We start from the raw sequence: 19,674 nt of genomic DNA on the forward strand, positions 1-19,674 counted from the left end.
AGGTCTGTTTAGGACTTCGGCGGGGTGTTCGAGGTGGTCATGCCGCCGTCCAGGTTGCCGGCCTCGGCCTTGATGGCGTCAGCCTTCTCGTCGGCCTTCTTCTGCACGGCGTCGGCCTGGGCGTTGAGGGCGTCGGCCTGTGCGTCGGTCGGGGCGACGTCGGCCTGGTTCTCAAGCTGTGTGGCGGTGACGTCGGCTTCCGCTTCCACGGCGTCGGCGCGAGCGTCCGCTTCCTTCTCGGCCGGGTTCTGGCAGGCGGCCAGGCCGGTCATGGCGGCGACGGAAACAGCGGCGAGAACGAGTTTGCGCATGGTTGTGCTCCAGATGGTTGAGCCTTGGAAACTCGCGGGCTCACAATCGGTTCACGCCTCTGTGATCACGTTTTTCAGCCTGCTTCGGCGAAGGCCACGCGCGCCGCGCCCAAAAGGGCGGCGTGTTCATGCAGGATCACCTTGGTGGGGATGGCCGCCATATAGTCCTGGAAACGTCCCTTGCGCTCGAACCGTCGGCGGAAGGGGCTGGCCTGGATGAAGGGCAGGATGCGCGGGACGATGCCGCCGGCGATATAGACCCCGCCGCGCGCGCCGGTGGTCAGGGCGATGTCTCCAGCCACGGCGCCCAGCATGGCGCAGAAGCGGGCCAGGGTGGCGCCGCAGGGACTGTTCGGATCGTCCAGCGCCTGGGTCGTGATCTGGGCGGGGTCGTCGATATGGCTCTCGCGGCCGTCGATCTCGGCCAGGGCGCGATGCAGGTTCAGCAGGCCCGGTCCGCAGATCAATCGTTCGATGGACACGCGGTCGTAGCGGCGGCGCAGGATGCGGAGGACCTCGTCCTCGACCTCGTCGCCGGGGGCGAAACAGGCGTGGCCGCCTTCGCTGGGCAGGGCCATCTCGCGCCCGCGGGCGTCGCGCGCCAGGGCGGACATGCCGAAGCCCGTGCCGGGGCCCAGCACGGCGATGGCGGCGTGCGGATCGCCTTCGGTCGGCCCGCCCAGGGGCGCCAGCTGGTCGGCCGGCACGATCGGCGCGCCCCAGGCCAAGGCCTCGAAGTCGTTGATCAGCCGGGCCGGATTGAGGCCCAGCGACTGGAGCTCCTTCTCCGACAGACGCCAGGGCGAGTTGGTCAGGTCGATGGCGCCGTCCGTGACCGGCCCGGCCACGGCGATGACTCCGCCTGCGGGCTTGGTCGCGCAGTCGTCGAGGTAGGCCTGCACCCCCTGGAGAAAGGTCGGATAGGTCTCGGCCGGGAAGCTGTCGAAATGCTCGAGCCGAGGATGGCCGTCGACCATGCGGGCCAGGGCGAAGCGGGCGTTGGTTCCGCCGACGTCGCCTACCAATAGGGTCGCGTCCCTCATGCTTTCTCCTTCGCGGGTTCTCCTGGCGGGTTCAGGCGTCCACGGCGCGATCGACCAGGTTCGGATCGGGCGGGCCGTCGTCATGGCCGTTGGCGCCGATGGGCGAGGCGAAGCAGACGCTGGCGCCTTCCTCAGCCGTCGACACCGTCTGACGGAAGGCGCCGAACAGTTCACGACCATAACCCCAGGACGAGCCTTCGGCATGGGCGCGCGAGCGCTTCGCCGCCGGGCGTGCGTCCAGATCCTCGATCCCCACCGTGGTCAGCACCCCCGCCTCGGGGTCCAGCCGGATCACGTCGCCGTCGCGCACGTAGGCCAGGGGGCCGCCGGCCAGGGCTTCGGGGCTGACATGGATGGCGGCGGGCGTCTTGCCGCTGGCGCCCGACATGCGGCCGTCGGTGACGAAGGCGACCTTGAAGCCCTTGTCCTGCAGCACAGACAGGGCCGGCGACAGGCTGTGCAGTTCCGGCATGCCGTTGGCCTTGGGTCCCTGGAAGCGCAGCACCAGCACCACGTCGCGGTTCAACTGGCCGTCCTTGAAGGCTTGCAAGGCGTCTTCCTGCGTTTCGAACACGGCGGCGGGGGCCTCGACGATGCGGTTCTCGGGCTTGACCGCCGAGACCTTGATCACCGCCCGCCCCAGATCGCCCTGCACCAGCCGCAGGCCCCCCTCGCGGTCGAACGGGTCGGAGGCGGGGCGCAGGATGGTCAGGTCCAGACTCTCCTTCACCGTATCGCGCCAGACCAGTTCGCCGTTCTCCAGCCGAGGCTCCTTGAAGTACGGCTCGAGCCCCTGACCCATGATGGTGGTCACGTCGGGATGCAGGTTCCCGGCCTGGACCAGTTCACGGGTGACGAAGGCCACGCCGCCCGCCGCCTGGAAGGCGTTCACGTCGGCCGAACCGTTGGGATAGACCCGCGCCAGCAACGGCGTCACCGACGACAGCTGGTCCATGTCGGTCCAGTCGATCAGCACCCCCGCGGCTCGCGCCATGGCGACCAGATGGATGGCGTGGTTGGTCGAGCCGCCGGTGGCCAGCAGGGCGACGATCATGTTGACGATGGTCTTTTCCGACACGACGTCGGCCATGCGCCCGCGCCCCTCGCGCGCCAGTTCGACGGCCCGCTGGGCCGCCGCCGCCGTCAGGGCGTCGCGCAGCCCCGTGTCGGGATGCACGAAGGCGGTCGAGGGCATGTGCAGCCCGGCGACCTCCATCATCATCTGGTTGGAGTTGGCCGTGCCGTAGAAGGTGCAGGTGCCGGGCGAATGATAGGAGGCGATCTCGCTCTTCAGCAGTTCGGCGCGGTCGATCAGGCCTTGGGCGTATTCGGCGCGGACGCGGGCCTTCTCGGCGTTGGGCAGGCCGCTGGGCATCGGCCCGGCCGGGGCGAAGACCACCGGCAGATGGCCGAAGGCCAGGGCGCCCATGAACAGCCCCGGCACGATCTTGTCGCACACGCCCAGCATCAGGGCGGCGTCGAACGCATCGTGGGTCAGGGCCACCCCCGTCGACATGGCGATGACGTCGCGGCTGAACAGGCTCAGCTCCATGCCGGGCCGCCCTTGCGTGACGCCGTCGCACATGGCCGGGGTTCCGCTCGCCACCTGGGCCGTGGCGCCGATCTCGCGCGCGGCCTGACGGATAACCTCCGGAAAGCGCTCGAACGGCTGATGCGCCGACAGCATGTCGTTATAGGCGGTGACGACGCCGAGGTTGGGCCGGGCGCCGGTCATGGCCGTCAGCTTGTCGGCCACGGTCTGACCCGCAAAAGCGTGGGCCCAGTTGGCGCAGGACAGCTTGCCCCGCCCCGGCCCCGATCCCGTCGTCGCGTCCATGCGGCGCAGATAGTCGGCGCGGGTTTTGCGGCTGCGTTCGACGATGCGGGCGGTGACCTCGGCCACCACAGGATTGAGCGCCATCACTCGGCCTCCGTCCAGAACACTTCAAGGGGGGCGTTCGCCGCGATCAGGGCGGCGATGGGGTTTACGGCGGGATCGCCTGCCGCCTCGCGCTCGAATACGGCGCGCTTGCCGGCTCCGGTCAGAGCCAGCACCAGGCGTCGGGCCGAGACCAGCCAGGGCAGGTTGAGCGTCAGCCGCTCCTGCGGCGGCGCCGCGCCGTCACGTCCGGCGGGCACGCCGTGGATGGCCGGCTTCAGGCCCGGCGTCAGCAGGGTCGTCAGCGTCGGACTGCCGGGGAACATGGAGCAGATGTGTCCGTCCTCCCCCATGCCCAGCAGAACGGCGTCCAGCGGGCGGCCCTCGGCGGCCAGCGCCTGAGAGGCGATTGCGGCGGCGCGATCCACCGTCACGGCGGGGCTGTAGAGGGGTGTGAAGCGCGCGGCGGCGGCCCGGCCGGTCAACAGGGCGCGCTTCAGCAAGGCCGCATTCGAGTCAGGCGAGGTTTCGGGCACATAGCGCTCGTCAACCAGGGTCGCCGTAACCCCGGCCCAGTCGAGGTCGGCCTTAGACAACCGCGCGTAGATGGGCGAGGGCGTCGATCCGCCCGATCCGGCGAACAGGGCGCGTCCGCCTGCAGCCAGGGCGTCCGCCAACGCCTCGGCCAGCGCGTTCGCTGCAGCTTCGGCCCAGGCGTCGCGGGTGGGAAAGGCCTGGCTCGCGATCATCGCGTGTTCCACTTCCGGCCCGTGCGCGACAGCAGCAGGTCGGCCGCCTCCGGCCCCCAGGTCCCGGCGTCATAGTCCAGCGGCCGGCACTCGCGGCAGGCCCAGGCGTCGGCCACCTCATCGATCCATTTCCAGGCCTGTTCCGCCTCGTCTCGGCGTACGAACAGGGTGGAGTCGCCGTGCAGGGCGTCCAACAGCAGCCGTTCATAGGCGATGCGGCGGCGCGGCGGCGCGGCGTCCTTGCCGTCCTGCCCCCACGACAGACTCATCTGGATCGGCTGAAGCTGCATCCTCTGCTCCAGCCCCGGCTTCTTGTTCATGACCGACAGGGAGATGTCCTCATCGGGCTGAAGCTCGATGACCAGGCGGTTGTCGTAGATCGCCCCGCGCTCGCCGTGGCCGAAGATGGAGTGGGGCACCGGCTTGAACTGGATGACGATCTCGGTGCGCTTCTCTGGAAGCCGCTTGCCGGTGCGCATGAAGAAGGGCACCCCCGCCCAGCGCCAGTTGTCGATATCGGCCCGGATGGCGACGAAGGTCTCCGTGTCCGACGGCTGGCCGCGCTCGGTCTCATAGCTGTCGACGGAGCGGCCCTCGACTGCGCCTTCCACATACTGGCCGCGTACGGTGACGCGTTCGGCGTCCTCGGCGGTGACGGGGCGCAGGGAGCGCAGCACCTTCACCTTTTCGTTGCGCACCGAATCCGGGTCCAGGTCGCTGGGCGGCTCCATCGCCACGAGGCACAGCAGCTGCAGCATATGGTTCTGCACCATGTCCCGCAGCGCGCCGTATTCGTCGTAATAGGGCCAGCGGTCGCCGACTCCGACCGTCTCTCCGACCGTGATCTGCACATGGTCGATGGTCAGATTGTTCCACAGCGGTTCGAAGATGGCGTTGCCGAAGCGCAGGGCGATCAGGTTCTGCACCGTCTCCTTGCCCAGGTAGTGGTCGATGCGGAACACCTGCCGCTCGTCGAAGGCGTGGGCCACGGCGTCGTCGATTTCGAGGAAGCTCTCCAGGTCTCGGCCGACCGGCTTCTCCAGCACGATGCGATCGTTCTTCTCGGCCAGGCCGGCCGCCTTCATGGCCGTGACGATGCGGCCGTAGAGTGAGGGCGACACCGCCAGGAAGGAGACGGTGTCCCCTTCGCCGGATCGGGCCTTCAACGCGCGCAGGCTCTCGGCGTCTGTGGCGTCCACCGCCAGGTAGTCGAGCCGGGCGGCCAGGCGCGCCCAACTGGCCTCGTCCCAGGCGTCGTCGGCCTCGGCGCGGGGCTGCACCGCCTGGCGCACCTTGGCGATGTAGTCCTCAGCCGTCTCTTGCGACCGGGCGGCGCCGATGATCTTGAGCCCCTGGGGCAGAAGGCCGTCATGATCCAGGAAGTAGAGCGACGGCAACAGCATCCGCATGGCGAGATCGCCGCCGCCGCCGAACAGGATCAAAGCCGCCATCTAGGGCCTCCCTCGCAGAAGATCGGCCCGCCAAGCGAGACCGTAGTCAGCCAGAGTGATTGGCCGGTTCCGCCCGCCGGGCCAAGACATCCAGCACGTCCTGAAACACCATGTGACGGGCGTGCAGAAGCACCAGCAGGTGATAGATCAAATCCGCCGCCTCGCTGGCGAGTTCCGTATTATCTCCCGCCGCCCCGGCCAGGGCCGTTTCGACCCCCTCTTCGCCGACCTTCTGCGCGGCGCGTTTGGGGCCCTGGGCGATCAGGCGCGCGGTCCAGCTGTCGTTGGGATCGGCCTGGGCGCGGACATGGATGGTGCGCTCCAGCCGGCCGACGCGGCCCAGCCCCGGCGCGTCCTCCTCGCCGAAGCAGCTGATGCGGTTCAGGTGGCAGGCGTTGCCGACCGGGCGCACCTTCACCACCACGGCGTCGCCGTCGCAGTCGGGCGTCACCGAGACGACGTTGAGGAAATCCCCCGACGTCTCGCCCTTGCGCCACCGCCCCCCGCGCGAGCGCGAGAAGAAGGTCGCCTGTCCGCTGTCCAGCGTCTCGCGCAGCGCCGCCTCGTCCATATAGGCGAGGGTCAGCACCTGCAGGGTGTCGGCGTCCTGCACGACGGCGGGGATCAGGCCGTTTCCTTTGGCGAAGTCGATGGATTGAAGGTCGAGCATCATTCTAATCCGCTCATCCCGGCGTCCGCCGGGATGAGCGGGAGGGGAGGGCCAGTTCATATCCTCACCTCCACGCCCTGCTGATCCAGATAACGTTTCAACTCCGGCACTGCGATCGCGCCTGAGTGAAACACGCTGGCCGCCAACGCGCCCGACACATCCGCCTCCACGAACACGTCGCGAAAATGCTCGACCGCGCCTGCCCCGCCCGAGGCGACCAGCGGAATGGTCAGCCGTCGCCGCGCTTCGGCCAACTGGTCCAGGTCATAGCCGCGCCGCACCCCGTCCTGATCGATGCAGTTCAGCACGATTTCGCCGGCGCCCAGCCCCTGCGCCTCGACGATCCACTCCATCGTCAGCCGCCCCGCGCCGCGCCGGGCGTCCGGATCGCCGGTGTATTTGTGCACCCGCCATTCGCCGCCCTGAAAGGCGCTGTCGACGCCGACGACGACGCACTGGCGCCCCAGCCGCGCGGCCATCTCGCCGATCAGTTCGGGTCGCTCGAGGGCGGGCGAGTTGATCGACACCTTGTCCGCGCCGTGATCGAGGCAGCGCGCCGCCTGCTCCACCGTGCGGATGCCGCCCGCCACGCAGAAGGGAATATCCAGCAGCCGGGCGATGTCCTGCACCCAGCCGTAATCCAGCGTCCGCCCCTCGGGGCTGGCCGTGATGTCATAGAAGACCAGTTCGTCGGCCCCCTGATCGCGATAGCGCGCGGCCAGTTCGGTGGCGTCGCCCATGTCGACGTGGCCCTCGAATCGCACGCCCTTGACCACGCGGCCGTCCTTGACGTCGAGGCAGGGGATGATGCGTCTCGCCGTCATGGGGCGACGGCTTTCAGCGCCTCGGCCACGGTGAAGCGGCCGGTATAGAGGGCGCGGCCGGTGATGGCGCCGGCGCAGCGAATGGCCTTGGCGGCGATCAGATCGTCCAGATCGGCCACCCCGCCCGAGGCCTGGATCTCCAGCTCAGGCCGACGGCGAACGGCCTCGGAGAGCAGCTCTTGATTCAGGCCGGTCAGGGCGCCGTCGCGACCGACGTCCGTGATCAGGATATGGCGCAGCATCCCGACCGGATAGCGCTCCAGCACGCTCCACAGATCTACGCCCGACGACTGGGTCCAGCCCTTCAGGGCGGGCACGGGCAGGCCGTCCTCGTAGCGGACGTCCAGGGCCAGGGCGATGGCTTCGGGGCCGAACTGCTCCAGCCATTTCAGCACCTGATCCGTATCGGTGACGGCCAGCGAGCCGATGACGACGCGGCTGATCCCGGCCCCCAGCAGGTGCTCGATATCCTTTTCCGAGCGGACGCCGCCGCCCGACTGGACCTTGATGTCCACGGCCTGGGCCATGTCGCCGATCAGCGCATACTGACGCGCCTCGCCCGCCTGAGCCCCGTCCAGGTCGATGACGTGGATCCACTCGGCCCCCTCGGCGGTGAAGGCCGCCAGCCGGTTGGCGGGATGGGAGTCATAGCGGGTCACGTGATTGAAATCGCCGTGCAGCAGGCGAACCGCATGGCCGTCGATCAGGTCAATGGCGGGATAGATGATCACGCGGGCAGCTCCAGGAAGTTCTTCAGAATACGCGCGCCGAGCGCGGCCGAGCGTTCCGGGTGGAACTGGCAGCCCCAGCGATTGGCGCTGTTGACCATGGCGGGCACGGCGACGCCGTAGTCGGCGGCGGCGAGGGTCGCCGGACCGTCGGGGCAGACATAGCCGTGGACGAAATAGGCCCAGTCGCCGTCTTTCACGCCATCCAGCAGCGGGTCGTCGCGACGGGTCGTCAGACGGCTCCACCCCATGTGCGGAGAGGGGCGCGACGGGGCGGGAAGGAGGGCCTCGACCCGGCCGGGGATCAAACCCAGAAGGTCGGCCTCGCCGTCCTCTGCGCTGGCGTCGAACAGCAGCTGCTGGCCCAGACAGACGCCCAGCAGGGGGCGTTGAAACCGGCGCAGCGGTTCGATCAGGTCAAGCGCTTTCAGCCGCTGCATGGCGTAACCGGCCGCGCCGACGCCGGGCAGGATGATGCGCTCGGCCTCGTCCACATCGGCCGGGTCGTCGGTGATCCGCACGCGCGCGCCCAGCCGCTCCAGCGCGAACCGCACCGAAGCGACATTGCCTGAGCCGTAACCGATCAGGGTGACGTTCACAGCACCCCCTTGGTGCTGGGCACCACATCGCCCTCGACGCGGATGGCCTGACGCAGGGCGCGGCCCAGCGCCTTGAACACGGCCTCGGTCTTGTGGTGGTCGTCGTCACCGGTGACGCGGACGTGGACCGCCGCGCCCAGATTCTCGGCCAATGACCGCACGACGTGCGCCGTCAGATCGGTGCGGTAATCGCCCAGCATTGGCGTGGCGAAGGTCCCTTCGAACACCGGATAGGGCCGCCCCGACAGGTCGATGGAGACGGACGCTTCCGCCTCGTCCATCGGCAGGACGAAGCCGTAGCGGCCGATGCCGCGCCGCTCGCCCAGCGCCTGTTTCAACGCCTGACCCAGAGCAATGGCGCAATCCTCGATCGTGTGGTGCGGGTCGATGTGCAGATCGCCTTCGCACGCCAGGCGGATGGAGAATCCGCCGTGCGCCGCCACCTGTTCGATCATGTGGTCGAAGAAGCCGACGCCGGTCTCGATCTTCACCGGCCCGGCGCTGTCCAGATCGACGGCGCAGACGATGCGGGTCTCCTTGGTGTCGCGGATGGCCTGACCGATGCGATTGCGGCGCACGCCGGGGCCGGCGGCGCCCAGGGCGGCCAGCAGGCGGTCGTTGACCTCGAGCTTCAGCGAGACGGGCAGGCGCAGCCGCTCGCCCGCCGGATCGGCGCTCAAACCATAGCGGCGCAGGGCCTCGACCGCGCCCGCCGGGTCGGAGGGTCTGGCGATGATCACCGGCCCCACCCCGGCCTCCAGCGCCATGATGCGCGACAGGGCCTCGACGACGCGGGCGCGCTCGCGGCGCACGCCGCTGATGCGTTCGGCCGTCTCCATCATCCGCGACGGGTCCAGCGCCTGCATCGCCAGCCGCACCGAGACCTCGGGCAGGGCGTAGGGCTCCAGCACGCCGGCCAGCCGCGCCAGCGTCTCCTCTTGCGCGACCGCCGCCCCGACCCGCGCCCCGGCCAGCCCATAAGCCAGCGACAGGCTGCGCAGCACGATCAGGTTGGCGTGGTCCTTCACCAGGCTCGCGGCCGAGGGTGCCTCGGCGAACTCGACCAGTCCCTCGTCCACGACCAGCAGGGCGGGGGCGACGCGCGCGGCCATCTCGGCCACGGCCTCGGGCGAGCCGAGGGCGCGGACGACCACGGCGGCGGTCTCGGCGCCGTCGGCCGGTTGGGCGTAGAGGGCGGCCAGTTGCGTATAGGGCTCGGCGTCGGGCGCCTGCACCTTCTGCCGGTCGCGCGCGGTCAGGCGCCAGACCAGCTCCAGCCCGTGCGTCAGTCCACGCGTCGGCAGCACCTGATCGGCGCCGACGCCGTAGAGGGCGGCCATGCGAGCCGCCAGCGCGGTCGGCTCGGCCGGATAGCGCTCCAGACCGTCGCCGCCCGACACCAACGGCGGATAGGGGGCGGGCAGGCTCACGACCCTTCTCCCTCGCCGTATTGTCCTTCTCCCCTCGTGGGAGAAGGTGGCCTGCGGAGCAGGTCGGATGAGGGGGCTGCGTCTACACACACGACGGATGAGGGCGAGGCAAGCACACCCCTCATCCGAGCGCCTCCGGCGCCCACCTTCTCCCTCAAGGGGAGAAGGAAGAGGTTGTTGGTCATCCCGCGCTCCTCAGATCGGCGGCTCTGGCGTGGGCCTCCAGCCCCTCCAGCCGGGCCAGGGCGGCGGCGACGGGGGCCAGGGCGGCGGCGCCCTGTTCGCTGACGGTCTGCACCGACATGGTGGTCATGAAGCTGGCGGTGGTCACGCCGCCCAGCGTCCGCGCCGCGCCGTCGGTCGGCAGGACGTGGCTGGGCCCCGCCGCATAGTCGCCTAGCGTCTCCGCCGCCCAGCGCCCGACGAAAACCGCCCCGGCCGCGCTGATCCGCTCGACCAGCCGTTCGGCCTCCTGCGTCTGGATCGATAGGTGTTCGGGACCATAGAGGTTCGCCACCTCGCACGCCTCGGCCATGTCGCGCACGCGAATGGCGCGAGCCTCGGCCAGCGACGCGCGGGCGATGGCGGCGCGGGGCAGGCTTTCGATCTGACGCTCGACCTCGGCGATGATCTCGCTCAGGGCCGTGCCGCTGTCGGACACGAGGATGACCTGCGCATCGGCGTCATGCTCGGCCTGACTCAGCAGGTCCGCCGCGACGATCTCGAAATCGGCGTCGCGGTCGGCGATGACCAGCAACTCCGACGGCCCCGCAGGCAGGTCGTAGGCCGGGCCGCCGGGCAGGGCGGCGGCATAGCGTTTGGCTTCGGCCACATAGGCGTTGCCGGGCCCGAACAGCTTGTCGACAGGGGCGATGACGCCGTCTTCCAGCTCGACGCCGAAGGTCAGGGCGGCGATGGCCTGCGCCCCGCCCAGCAGCCACAGTTCGTCCAGCCCCGCCTCGGCGGCGGCGGCGATCATGGCCGGGTGGACCGAGCCGTCTTTCGACGGCGGCGTCACGGCGACGCGCCGTCCGACCCCGGCCACGCCCGCCGGTATGGCCAGCATCAGCAGCGATGAAAACAGCGGCGCCGTTCCGCCCGGAACATAGAGCCCCGCCGAGCCGATTGGCCGCCAGACCAGCTTCGACTTCACACCCGGCGTCGTCTCGATGAAGGGGGTATTTTCTGGCCGGGTCGCCTGATGGAAGACGCGCACATTGTCGGCGGCGACGCGTAAGGCGCGGGCGGCGGCGGGCGGCAGGTCGTTGCGGGCCTTCGCGGCGGCCGCCTCGGTGATCTCAATGCGGCGCGGCGCGGCGCCGTCCAGCCGGGTCGCCCAGTCGGTCACGGCCTCGCCGCCGCGCGCCTGCACGTCGTCGAAGATTTCGCGCGCCACGCTGGTGACGAAGCCCTCGGTGCGACGCTGCGGGCGGGCCAGCGCGGCCTTGCGCCCGGCGGCGTCCAGCAGGTTCCAGTCGATACGCTTCATCACATCATCTTCTCGATGGGCAGGACCAGTATGGCCGACGCCCCTTCGGCCTTCAGCTTCTCCAGCGTCTCCCAGAAGACCGCCTCCTGACAGACGGCGTGGACGGCGACGGCGTCGTCGCGCCCCGACAGGGGCATGACGGTCGGCGATCCGGCGCCGGGCAACAGGGCGGTGATCCGGTCCAACGCCGCGCGCGGCGCGTTCAGCATCACGTATTTGGCCCCTTGCGAGGACACCACGCCCGCCATCCGCTCGACGATGGAGTCCAGCAGGTGTTGGAGCCCGGCCTCGGGCGGCGTCGGCGCCTTGATCAGCACCGCCTGACTGTCCAGCACCGTCTCGCGCGCGCTCAGGCCGTTGGCCTCCAGCGTCGCCCCGGTCGAGACCAGATCACAGATGGCGGCGGCCAGCTTCAGGCGGGGGGCCACCTCGACCGCGCCGCGCATGGTGACGATGTCCGCGTCGACGCCCGCCTCATCCAGAAAGCGACGCAGGATCCTGGGGTAGGAGGTCGCGATCCTTAAGCCCTGCAACGACGACGGCCCGGCGTAGTCCAGCCCCGGCGGCGTCGCGATCTTCAGCGTGCAGCGGCCGAAGCCCAGCGGCATGACGACCTGCGCGTTCGGCCCGCCGTTCTTCACCTCTTCCAGCACGTTCTCGCCGACGATGCCCAGATCGCAGACCCCGTCCGCCACGAAGGTCGGAATGTCGTCGTCGCGCACCCGCAACAGGTCGATCGGATAGTTCTCGATCCGGTACAGCAGGTCGTTGTTGCCCTTGACCACGCGCAGGCCCGCATCGCGGACCAGATCGAGGCTGCGCTCGGCCAGACGGCCGGATTTCTGGACGGCGATGCGCAGCCGCCCCTGAACCGTACTCATGATGTCAACTCAGGCTTTCAGTCTGTCCAGCACCAGCCGATAGCCCTGGTGCGGCATGTCCTTCAGGGAGCGCGCGACGCGCACGACGGTGGTCGGGCTGGCCGGGGCCTCGGCGGCGATCTCGCGATAGGTCCTGTCCCCGGCGTCCAGCATCCGCGCCACTTGCCACCGCTCGGCCATGGCGCGCATCTCGGCCGGGGTGCACAGGTCGGCCAGAAAGGCGTCCGCCTCGTCCCGCGTTTTCAGCGAGAGCAGGGCGTCCAGCAGGGCGATCTTGGCGGCGTCGGTGCTCATGGCTTGTTCCATTATGCTGTAACAATGGAACGGTCAAGGGCCCTTCGTCATGTCTGGCTCTGCGCGGCAATGTGGGCGGAGAAGCTTGGCGGTGGACATGCGGGGCGGGCGTCCCGGGAGGCGATGGGCTATGGATGCGGGATTCTCGGGATAGCGGGGTGGATCATGCTGGGTGTTCGGTTCGGCCTTACGGGCATGTTGTTCGATGATCGCCGGCCCGCTGCTGTCGTGCTGGGCTTCATCGACGCTGTGTTGCGCGGCGTCGGCCAGGTCATGCTCCAGAACAACACCTATGCGGGCCTGCTGTTTCTGGCCGGCGTCTTCTACAATTCCGCGCTGTTCGGCGCCGGTGTCTTGGTCGGGGCGACGACGAGCACGGCGATCGCCTGGATTTTCGGGGCTGACCCCGCGCGGCTGCGCGCTGGCCTGTTTGGCTTTAATGGAGCCCTGGTCGCTGTCGGCCTGCTTTACTTTTTGCAGCCTGGGGCGCTGACATGGGTCTGCGTGGTTTTCGCGGCCGCCTGTTCCAGCGTCGTGATGGCGGCCATGCTCAATCTGTTCAGCCAGTGGAAGATGCCGGTGCTGACAGCGCCCTTTGTCTTCACCACCCTGTGCGTCTTTCTGGCGACGGCGCGTTTTGGACGATTGCAGTCCACGGACATGTTGCCGACGGCTGGCTTGCCGCACGCGGTGACGGTCGAAGGCGTGGTGAACGGATCGACGTTGATCGAGGGCCTCTTCAGCGGCGTCGCCCAGGTCTTCTTTCAGGCCAGTCCGATCACAGGCGGTCTGTTTGTCGTCGGCCTGTTGATCAGTTCGCGCCCCGCGGCCGCGGCGGCGCTGGGCGGTTCGCTGATCGGCCTGCTGGGGGCCTGGGGGATGGGGGCGGCCGAGCCGGCCATTCGTTCGGGCGCCTTTGGCTTCAATAGTGTTCTGACGGCTATCGCCTTGGCGAGCGTCTTCCTCCGTCCCGGCGTTTTCTCCCTGGTCTATGCCGGCTTGGCGACCATAGCCGCAGCGGTGGTCTTCGCTGCCGTGTCTGCGGCCCTGGAACCCATCGGCATGCCGGCCATGACGCTGCCGTTCGTTCTGGTCGTCTGGGTTTTCGTGATGGCGGCGTCCCTGTTTCCTCGCGTCGGCGTGGTGGAGACAGGCTGACGCGAACAACTCCCGGCCCTTGGCTGCCCTCGCCGTCTGCCGGCGATCGGGAAAAGGCGCATCTCGCCACTCGCCACTCGCCGCTCGTCGCCCTATCTGTCCGCCATGAGCAAGGTTCTGATCATAGGCGCGGGACACGCGGGGGGCTCGGCGGCGGCGCTGCTGAGGCAGTATGGGTTCGAGGGCGAGATCGTCCTGGCCGGGCAGGAGACGGCGCCGCCCTATCAGCGGCCGCCCCTGTCCAAGGCCTGGCTGAAGGGGGAGGCGGGTCTGGAAGACCTGCTGCTGCGCCCAGAGAGCTTCTACGCCGAGCAAAACATCGCCCTGCGCACCGGCGTCACGGCGACCGCCATCGACGCAGGCGCCAAGACCGTGACCTTCGCCGATGGAACGGTCGAGGCTTACGACACCCTGATCCTGGCCACCGGCTCGATGGCGCGCAGACTGGCCATCCCTGGCGCGGATCGGCCCGACCTGCTGGAGCTTCGCACCCTGGAGGACGCAGAGCGGCTGAAGGCGGTTCTCGCCCCCGGCAAGCGACTGGCGGTGGTTGGCGGCGGCTATGTGGGTCTGGAGGCGGCGGCCTCGGCCCGTGCGCTGGGCGCCGAGGCGGTGGTGATCGAGCGCATGGACCGGGTGCTGGCCCGCGTGGCGTCGCAGCCCCTGTCGGCCTTCTTCACCGAACTGCACAAAAAGCACGGCGTCGAGATTCTGACCGGAGTCGAGGTCGCGGGGTTCGAGGATGCGGGCGTGCGTCTGGCGGACGGCGAACTGATCGCGGCGGACGCGGTGTTGATCGGCGTCGGCGCCTTCGCCTGCGAGGCTCTGGCGCGAACGGCGGGGTTGGCCTGCGACAACGGCGTGGTCGTCGATGCGGCGGCCCGCACCAATGACCCGAACATCTACGCGATCGGCGATGTGACGCGGCGGCCCATCCCGGTCCACGGCGGCGTCATGCATCGGCTGGAGAGCGTGCCCAACGCCCTGGAACAGGCCAAGCAGGCGGCCTCGGCCATCGTCGGCCGCGCAGCCCCGGCGCCGGAAGTGCCGTGGTTCTGGTCCGACCAGTACGACGTCAAGCTGCAGATCGCGGGCGTGCCCTTCGACGCCGACCGCCAGCTGGTGCGGGGCGATCCGGCCGGCGGCGCCTTCTCGGTCTTCCACCTCAGCGGCGAACGCATCGTCTGCGTCGAGGCGGTGAACGCCCCGGCCGACTTCATGGGCGGGCGACTGCTGATCGGGAAGGGGACGCCGGTCGACGACGCCCTGCTGGGCGACCCCTCGACGTCGATCAAGGCGGTGGCCAAGGGGTAGGTGTGACTTCTGTGTGACACCCGACCCGCAAGTGCGATTTAGTCGCAGGAGTCAGATTGTCGCACCTTGAAATGGTGCTAATGCGAGCCGGTCTCAATCACTGACCGGTTCCTCCCCATGTCCGACACTCGCTCCGCCGCCCTCAAGGCGCTCCTGTTCGCGTCCAGCGCCGCCGGGATGCTGTGCGCGGCGCCGGCGATGGCTGCGGTCGCCGATGAGGCCGCGCCCGCCGACGGCGTGGTCAGTCAGGACGCCACCAATCTGGGCACGGTGGATGTGAACGGCCATCGCGTGAAGCGCGAGCCGAAGGACCCGCAGTTCGTCACGCCTCTGGTCGATACGCCGCGCACCGTGACGGTGATCCCGCAACAGATCATCGAACAGACCGCCGCCACCTCCTTGCAGGATATTCTGCGCACCTCGCCGGGCATCACCTTCGGCGCGGGCGAGGGCGGTCAGCCCCTGGCGGATCGGCCCTTCATCCGGGGACAGGCCTCGGGCAACAACATCTTCGTCGACGGCATCCGCGACACCGGCGGCCAGCAGCGCGAGGTTTTCAACCTGGAGCAGGTCGAGGTCATCAAGGGCGCCGATTCCGTCTATTCGGGCCGGGGATCGGGCGGCGGCAGCATCAATCTGGGCTCCAAGTCGCCGCGTCTGACCAACTTCGTCCATGGCTCGGCCAGCGTCGGCACGGACGACTATCTGCGCGGCACGGTGGACGCCAACTGGCAGGTCGGTCCGACCGCCGCCATGCGCCTGAACGTCATGGCCTCGCAGGGCGACGTGCCGGGCCGCAACGGGGCCGATTTCGACAAGTGGGGCGTCGGCGCCTCGATCGCCGCGGGCCTGGGCACGCCGACGACCGTCACCGCCAGCTACTACCATCTCGACAGCAATCAGACGCCTGACTACGGCATCCCGCTCTACACCAAGCTGGGCGGGGCGACCGCGCCGCGCCCGGACGCCTCGGGGGTGCTGGACGTGCCCTACGACAGCTTCTACGGTCTGAAGGCGCGCGACTATCTGAACAATACGGTCGACAGCCTGACGCTGGAGGTCGAGCACCGGTTCAGCGACAATCTAGCCCTGCGCAACGTCACCCGCTACTCGCAGACGCTGAACGACTATGTCGTCACCAACCCCGGCGACGGCGGCGCGGCCGAGCAGATCAACGGCGTCTGGTGGATGAAGCGGGGTCTGAAGTCGCGCTGGAACCCGGCCGAGACCCTGGCCAACGTCACCGACCTGCACGGCTCCTTCCTGACCGGAGCGATCAAGCATGACTTCGACGTCGGCCTGGAGCTGTCGCGTGAGAAGAACCGTAACGCCTCCTATAATGTCACCACCCTGACCGGCACGGCCTGCCCGGCGCCGCTGACGGGACTGGACTGCACCCAGGTCTATGCGCCGAACCCGAACGACCCGTGGACGGGTACGATCACGCGCGGGCCGGAGACCTATTCGGACACGGATGCCTTGGGGCTTTACGCCTTTGATTCCGTCAGCCTGGGCGAGCGGTGGAAGCTGAACCTGGGCCTGCGCTACGACCGCTATGACGTCGAGGGCACGGAACTGCCGCGCGGCGCCACGGCGCCCATCATGCGCGAGGCGGACTGGGACTTCGTCAACTATCAGCTGGGTGTGGTCTACAAGCCGACGGCGAACAGCAGCGTCTACGCCTCCTTCTCGACCGCTTCGACGCCGCCCACGATCTCGGCGGGCGATCAGAACGGCGTCGGCGGCGTGGGCAGCGGCAACCTGGCCAGCACCGTGCTGGATCCGGAGCAGACCGAGAGCTTCGAAATCGGCGCCAAGGCCAATCTGTTCGATGACCGGCTGGCGCTCAGCGGCGCCCTGTTCCACCTGACGCGCAAGGACGCCGCCATCGAAGTGGCGCCGGGCCTGTTCGAACAGGCGGGCGAGACCAGGGTCCAGGGCGTGGAGCTGGGCGTGTCGGGCAACATCACCGACAAGTGGCAGGTCTTCGGCGGCTACACTTGGATGGACTCCGAACTGGTGCGCGGCGCCTACAACAGCATCAATCTGGGCGATCCGCTGGCCAATACGCCCGAGCACAGCGCCAGCCTGTTCACCACCTATCGCGTCCTGCCCAAGCTGAGCCTGGGCGGCGGCGTCTATTACGTCTCCAAGTCCTGGGGCGGGAACCAGGGCGGGGCCGGCGGCGGCGGCAACCGCGTCTATGCGCCGGAATACACCCGCGTCGACCTGTTCGCCTCCTACGACATCAACGACCGCGCCTCGCTGCAGCTGAACGTCCAGAACGCCGGGGATGAGGAGTACATCATCCGCACCAACGGGGTGCATCACGCCGATGTCGCCCCGGCGCGCCAGGCGATCCTGACGCTGAACGTCCGCTACTAAGAGGTCGCGTTTCGCGCCATCATGTCGGCCCCGTCGTTCGTTCGAGCGGCGGGGCCGATGCGTTTCCAGACGGTGAGAGAGCCATGCTGCTGCACATCCCCGAAGTCTTCACCAAGGCCGAGGTGAAGGCCCTGCGCCAGACTTTGGACACCGGCCCCTGGGCCGACGGCAACATGACCTCGGGCCATCAGTCGGCGAGCGCCAAGCGCAATCAGCAGCTGCCCGAGGACAGCGCCCAGGCGCGCGAGGTGTCGGCCCTGGTGGTCCAGGCGCTGAACGCCAATCCGATGTTCGTCTCGGCCGCCTTGCCGCACACGATCTTTCCGCCCCTGTTCAATCGCTATGAGGGCGGCGGCGAGTTCGGCACCCACGTCGACAACGCCATCCGCCAACGCGACGGCCATCGCATCCGCAGCGACCTGTCGGCCACTCTCTTCCTGTCCGAACCCGAGGACTATGACGGCGGCGAGCTGATCATCGAGGAGATGTACGGCGCCCAGTCGATCAAGCTGCCGGCGGGCGATCTGGTCCTCTATCCGTCCAAGAGCCTGCACCGGGTGACGCCGGTCACGCGCGGCGCGCGCGTCTCCAGCTTCATGTGGCTGCAGAGCCTGATCCGCGACGACGCCGATCGCGAGAACCTGTTCCGCCTCGACGTGGCGATCCAGCGGGTGAACCTGGACAAGGGGCCGAAGGATGCGGCCGTGATCGAGCTGACCGGGGTCTATCACAACCTGCTGCGGCGCTGGTCCGAGGTGTGAAGGGCTTGGGCGATCAGGCCGCCTGGGCCGCCTCGCCGCGCGACAGGACCAAGCGGATGGCGTTCAGCAGGGCCTCGGGCTGGATGGGCTTCTGCGCCACCCCGTCCATCCCCGCCGCCAGATAGGCGGTTTCGTCGCGCGGATCGGCGTTGGCCGTCAGCGCCAGGATCGGCAGGGCGGCCGCCGGACCGGGCAGGGCGCGGATCGCCCGCGTGGCGGCCACCCCGTCCATCACCGGCATCTTCACGTCCATCAGGATCAGGTCGAACGTCGCCGCCGCCGCGCGCTCGACCGCCTGGCGACCGTTCTCGGCGGTCTCGTGGGTGCAGCCGAACAGCTCCAGCACCTTGCCCGCCACGAAGCGGTTGGCGGCGTTGTCGTCCACCACCAGCACGTGCAGCGTGGCATGGGCGGTGGGGTCGGCGAGGGCTTCGGGATTGCGGAGACCGTCCGCCTCGGCCAGGGGGAGGCGCAGGTCGAAACGGAAGCGCGCCCCGCCCTGCGGCGAGCGCTCGACGGCCAGCTTGCCATCCATGCGCTCGACGATCTGCCGACAGATCGCCAGCCCCAGACCGGCGCCGGCGCCCTGGCGACCCGCCTCGCCGGTGTTGAATGGTTCGAAGATGGCGCGCGCCGCCTCGTCGCTGACGCCGGGGCCGCTGTCGTCCACCGTGGCCGACAGGCGCACCTGGCCGGTCTCGAGCGTCGTGGTCAGCCGCACCGCGACCGAACCCGCTTCGGTGAACTTCAGGGCGTTGCCGATCAGATTGTTCAGCAATTGCTTCAGCCGCATCTCGTCGCCGACGATCCAGCGGGCGGCGGCGAGGTCGTTCTCGACCCGCAGGTCCAGCGCCTTCTCCTCGGCGCGTGGGCTCCACAGGGCGGACAGGTCCGCCGACACCGCCTGCAGGTCCAGCGGGGCGGGCTCCAGCGTCAGCATCCCGGCCTCGGCGCGCGACATGTCCAGCGCGTCGGTCAGCAGGCGCAGCAGGCTGTTTCCCGAATCCAGAATGGTGCGGACGTGGGGGCGCAGAGCCTCCTGCGTCAGTTGCCGCTCCATCAGGGCGGCCACGCCCAGAACCCCGTTCAGGGGCGTGCGGATCTCATGGCTCATCACGGCCAGGAACTCGGACTTGGCCCGGCTGGAGGCGCGGGCCTCGGCCTCGGCGCGGACCAGGTTCTGGGCCAGTTCGGCCATGGCCTCGGCACGCCGCTTGTGGATCGCCACTCCGGCCTGCAGCACGTGCAGCCCCGCCCCCACGCCGACGTAGCGGCCGCGCGAGACGACGATGAACCCCTTCAGCAGGGCGCCCAGTCCCGCCGCGTCCATCGACTGGAACAGGACGTCGGCCGAGGCGTCGGCCTCCACGACCATGGGGGCGGGGTCCATCAGCGCCGAGACCGGCCGTCGGGCGTAGAGGGCCCGGCCGAACTCGGCCGCCAGCTTCAGGGTGAAGGCGTTGCGCTCGATCAGGCCGACGGGCCGGCCGTCGGCGTCGGCCACGGCGATGACCAGGGTCGCGGGCTCGGCCTCGAAACGGGCCAGGGCGTCGGCCCCCGGCGCGTCCGGCGCCATGGGCGACGAGGCGTCCACGAAGTCTCCGATCCTGGCCATTCCCAGCCGTCCCCTGCGTTCTGCAAGCGCAGGGTTAGGTCAGGCCGCTTAACAGCCGCTTTTCCGTAAATGAATGTTTTGTAAGAATAATCT

The 19,674-nt window shown here is 69.2% G+C and carries 18 protein-coding genes; 4 read left to right on the forward strand and 14 right to left on the reverse strand.

The genetic code is table 11. From position 1 onward, the window contains the following. Positions 1-8: 8 nt before the first annotated feature. The 13 genes from ACWGL1_RS11055 to ACWGL1_RS11115 all read right to left on the reverse strand — a co-directional run bounded on the left by ACWGL1_RS11055 (position 9) and on the right by ACWGL1_RS11115 (position 12,360). Positions 9-311, reverse strand: coding sequence for a hypothetical protein (locus tag ACWGL1_RS11055; protein ID WP_338577891.1), 303 nt, complete (start codon positions 309-311; stop codon positions 9-11). 74 nt (positions 312-385) lie between these two features. Further along, positions 386-1,354: a glucokinase gene (gene glk / locus ACWGL1_RS11060; protein WP_452112023.1), complete on the reverse strand. Its 969-nt coding sequence runs from the start codon at positions 1,352-1,354 to the stop codon at positions 386-388. Positions 1,355-1,385: 31 nt separating this feature from the next. After that, a complete protein-coding gene (gene edd / locus ACWGL1_RS11065) occupies positions 1,386-3,275 on the reverse strand; it encodes a phosphogluconate dehydratase (RefSeq protein WP_452112024.1) in 1,890 nt (629 codons plus the stop codon). Beyond that, positions 3,275-3,982: a 6-phosphogluconolactonase gene (gene pgl / locus ACWGL1_RS11070; protein ID WP_452112025.1), complete on the reverse strand. Its 708-nt coding sequence runs from the start codon at positions 3,980-3,982 to the stop codon at positions 3,275-3,277. The genes edd and pgl overlap by 1 nt, the downstream gene beginning before the upstream one ends. Next, the gene (gene zwf / locus ACWGL1_RS11075) at positions 3,979-5,433 is read right to left on the reverse strand and encodes a glucose-6-phosphate dehydrogenase (RefSeq protein ID WP_452112026.1); all 1,455 of its coding nucleotides are present in this window, start codon (positions 5,431-5,433) and stop codon (positions 3,979-3,981) included. Before zwf ends, pgl begins: the two co-directional genes overlap by 4 nt. A 46-nt stretch (positions 5,434-5,479) precedes the next feature. Next, positions 5,480-6,103, reverse strand: coding sequence for a bifunctional phosphoribosyl-AMP cyclohydrolase/phosphoribosyl-ATP diphosphatase HisIE (gene hisIE, locus ACWGL1_RS11080; protein ID WP_452112144.1), 624 nt, complete (start codon positions 6,101-6,103; stop codon positions 5,480-5,482). 56 nt (positions 6,104-6,159) lie between these two features. Continuing rightward, the gene (gene hisF / locus ACWGL1_RS11085) at positions 6,160-6,927 is read right to left on the reverse strand and encodes an imidazole glycerol phosphate synthase subunit HisF (RefSeq protein WP_452112027.1); all 768 of its coding nucleotides are present in this window, start codon (positions 6,925-6,927) and stop codon (positions 6,160-6,162) included. Continuing rightward, positions 6,924-7,658 (reverse strand): 1-(5-phosphoribosyl)-5-[(5-phosphoribosylamino)methylideneamino]imidazole-4-carboxamide isomerase, encoded by a 735-nt coding sequence (hisA, locus tag ACWGL1_RS11090; RefSeq protein ID WP_452112028.1) that lies wholly within the window; start codon positions 7,656-7,658, stop codon positions 6,924-6,926. Before hisA ends, hisF begins: the two co-directional genes overlap by 4 nt. Continuing rightward, positions 7,655-8,254: an imidazole glycerol phosphate synthase subunit HisH gene (gene hisH / locus ACWGL1_RS11095; RefSeq protein WP_452112029.1), complete on the reverse strand. Its 600-nt coding sequence runs from the start codon at positions 8,252-8,254 to the stop codon at positions 7,655-7,657. Before hisH ends, hisA begins: the two co-directional genes overlap by 4 nt. After that, positions 8,251-9,684 carry an imidazoleglycerol-phosphate dehydratase HisB gene (gene hisB / locus ACWGL1_RS11100; protein ID WP_452112030.1) on the reverse strand — a complete coding sequence of 478 codons (1,434 nt, stop codon included), beginning with the start codon at positions 9,682-9,684 and terminating at the stop codon, positions 8,251-8,253. The genes hisH and hisB overlap by 4 nt, the downstream gene beginning before the upstream one ends. Positions 9,685-9,865: 181 nt before the next feature. Next, positions 9,866-11,173: a histidinol dehydrogenase gene (gene hisD, locus ACWGL1_RS11105; RefSeq protein WP_452112031.1), complete on the reverse strand. Its 1,308-nt coding sequence runs from the start codon at positions 11,171-11,173 to the stop codon at positions 9,866-9,868. Next, complete coding sequence (gene hisG, locus ACWGL1_RS11110; protein ID WP_338577909.1) at positions 11,173-12,054, reverse strand: ATP phosphoribosyltransferase; 882 nt, start codon at positions 12,052-12,054, stop codon at positions 11,173-11,175. Before hisG ends, hisD begins: the two co-directional genes overlap by 1 nt. A 9-nt stretch (positions 12,055-12,063) precedes the next feature. Next, on the reverse strand, positions 12,064-12,360 hold the full coding sequence (locus ACWGL1_RS11115; protein ID WP_422388312.1) for a YerC/YecD family TrpR-related protein: 297 nt from the start codon (positions 12,358-12,360) through the stop codon (positions 12,064-12,066). A 57-nt stretch (positions 12,361-12,417) separates the two neighbouring features. Between ACWGL1_RS11115 and ACWGL1_RS11120 the strand changes: the two genes are divergently transcribed. The 4 genes from ACWGL1_RS11120 to ACWGL1_RS11135 all read left to right on the forward strand — a co-directional run bounded on the left by ACWGL1_RS11120 (position 12,418) and on the right by ACWGL1_RS11135 (position 17,966). Continuing rightward, complete coding sequence (locus tag ACWGL1_RS11120; protein ID WP_338577911.1) at positions 12,418-13,506, forward strand: urea transporter; 1,089 nt, start codon at positions 12,418-12,420, stop codon at positions 13,504-13,506. Between the two features lie 105 nt (positions 13,507-13,611). After that, positions 13,612-14,820: an NAD(P)/FAD-dependent oxidoreductase gene (locus tag ACWGL1_RS11125; protein ID WP_338577912.1), complete on the forward strand. Its 1,209-nt coding sequence runs from the start codon at positions 13,612-13,614 to the stop codon at positions 14,818-14,820. A 117-nt stretch (positions 14,821-14,937) separates the two neighbouring features. Continuing rightward, the gene (locus ACWGL1_RS11130; protein ID WP_452112032.1) at positions 14,938-17,205 is read left to right on the forward strand and encodes a TonB-dependent receptor; all 2,268 of its coding nucleotides are present in this window, start codon (positions 14,938-14,940) and stop codon (positions 17,203-17,205) included. 83 nt (positions 17,206-17,288) lie between these two features. Next, positions 17,289-17,966 carry a Fe2+-dependent dioxygenase gene (locus ACWGL1_RS11135; RefSeq protein ID WP_291779138.1) on the forward strand — a complete coding sequence of 226 codons (678 nt, stop codon included), beginning with the start codon at positions 17,289-17,291 and terminating at the stop codon, positions 17,964-17,966. A 13-nt stretch (positions 17,967-17,979) separates the two neighbouring features. Here the strand turns inward: ACWGL1_RS11135 and ACWGL1_RS11140 are convergent, their stop codons facing one another. Continuing rightward, entirely contained in the window at positions 17,980-19,581 is a 1,602-nt protein-coding gene (locus ACWGL1_RS11140; protein ID WP_452112033.1) for an ATP-binding protein, read from the reverse strand. Between the last annotated feature and the right edge of the window lie 93 nt (positions 19,582-19,674).

This window comes from Brevundimonas sp. NPDC055812 (genome assembly GCF_053616535.1).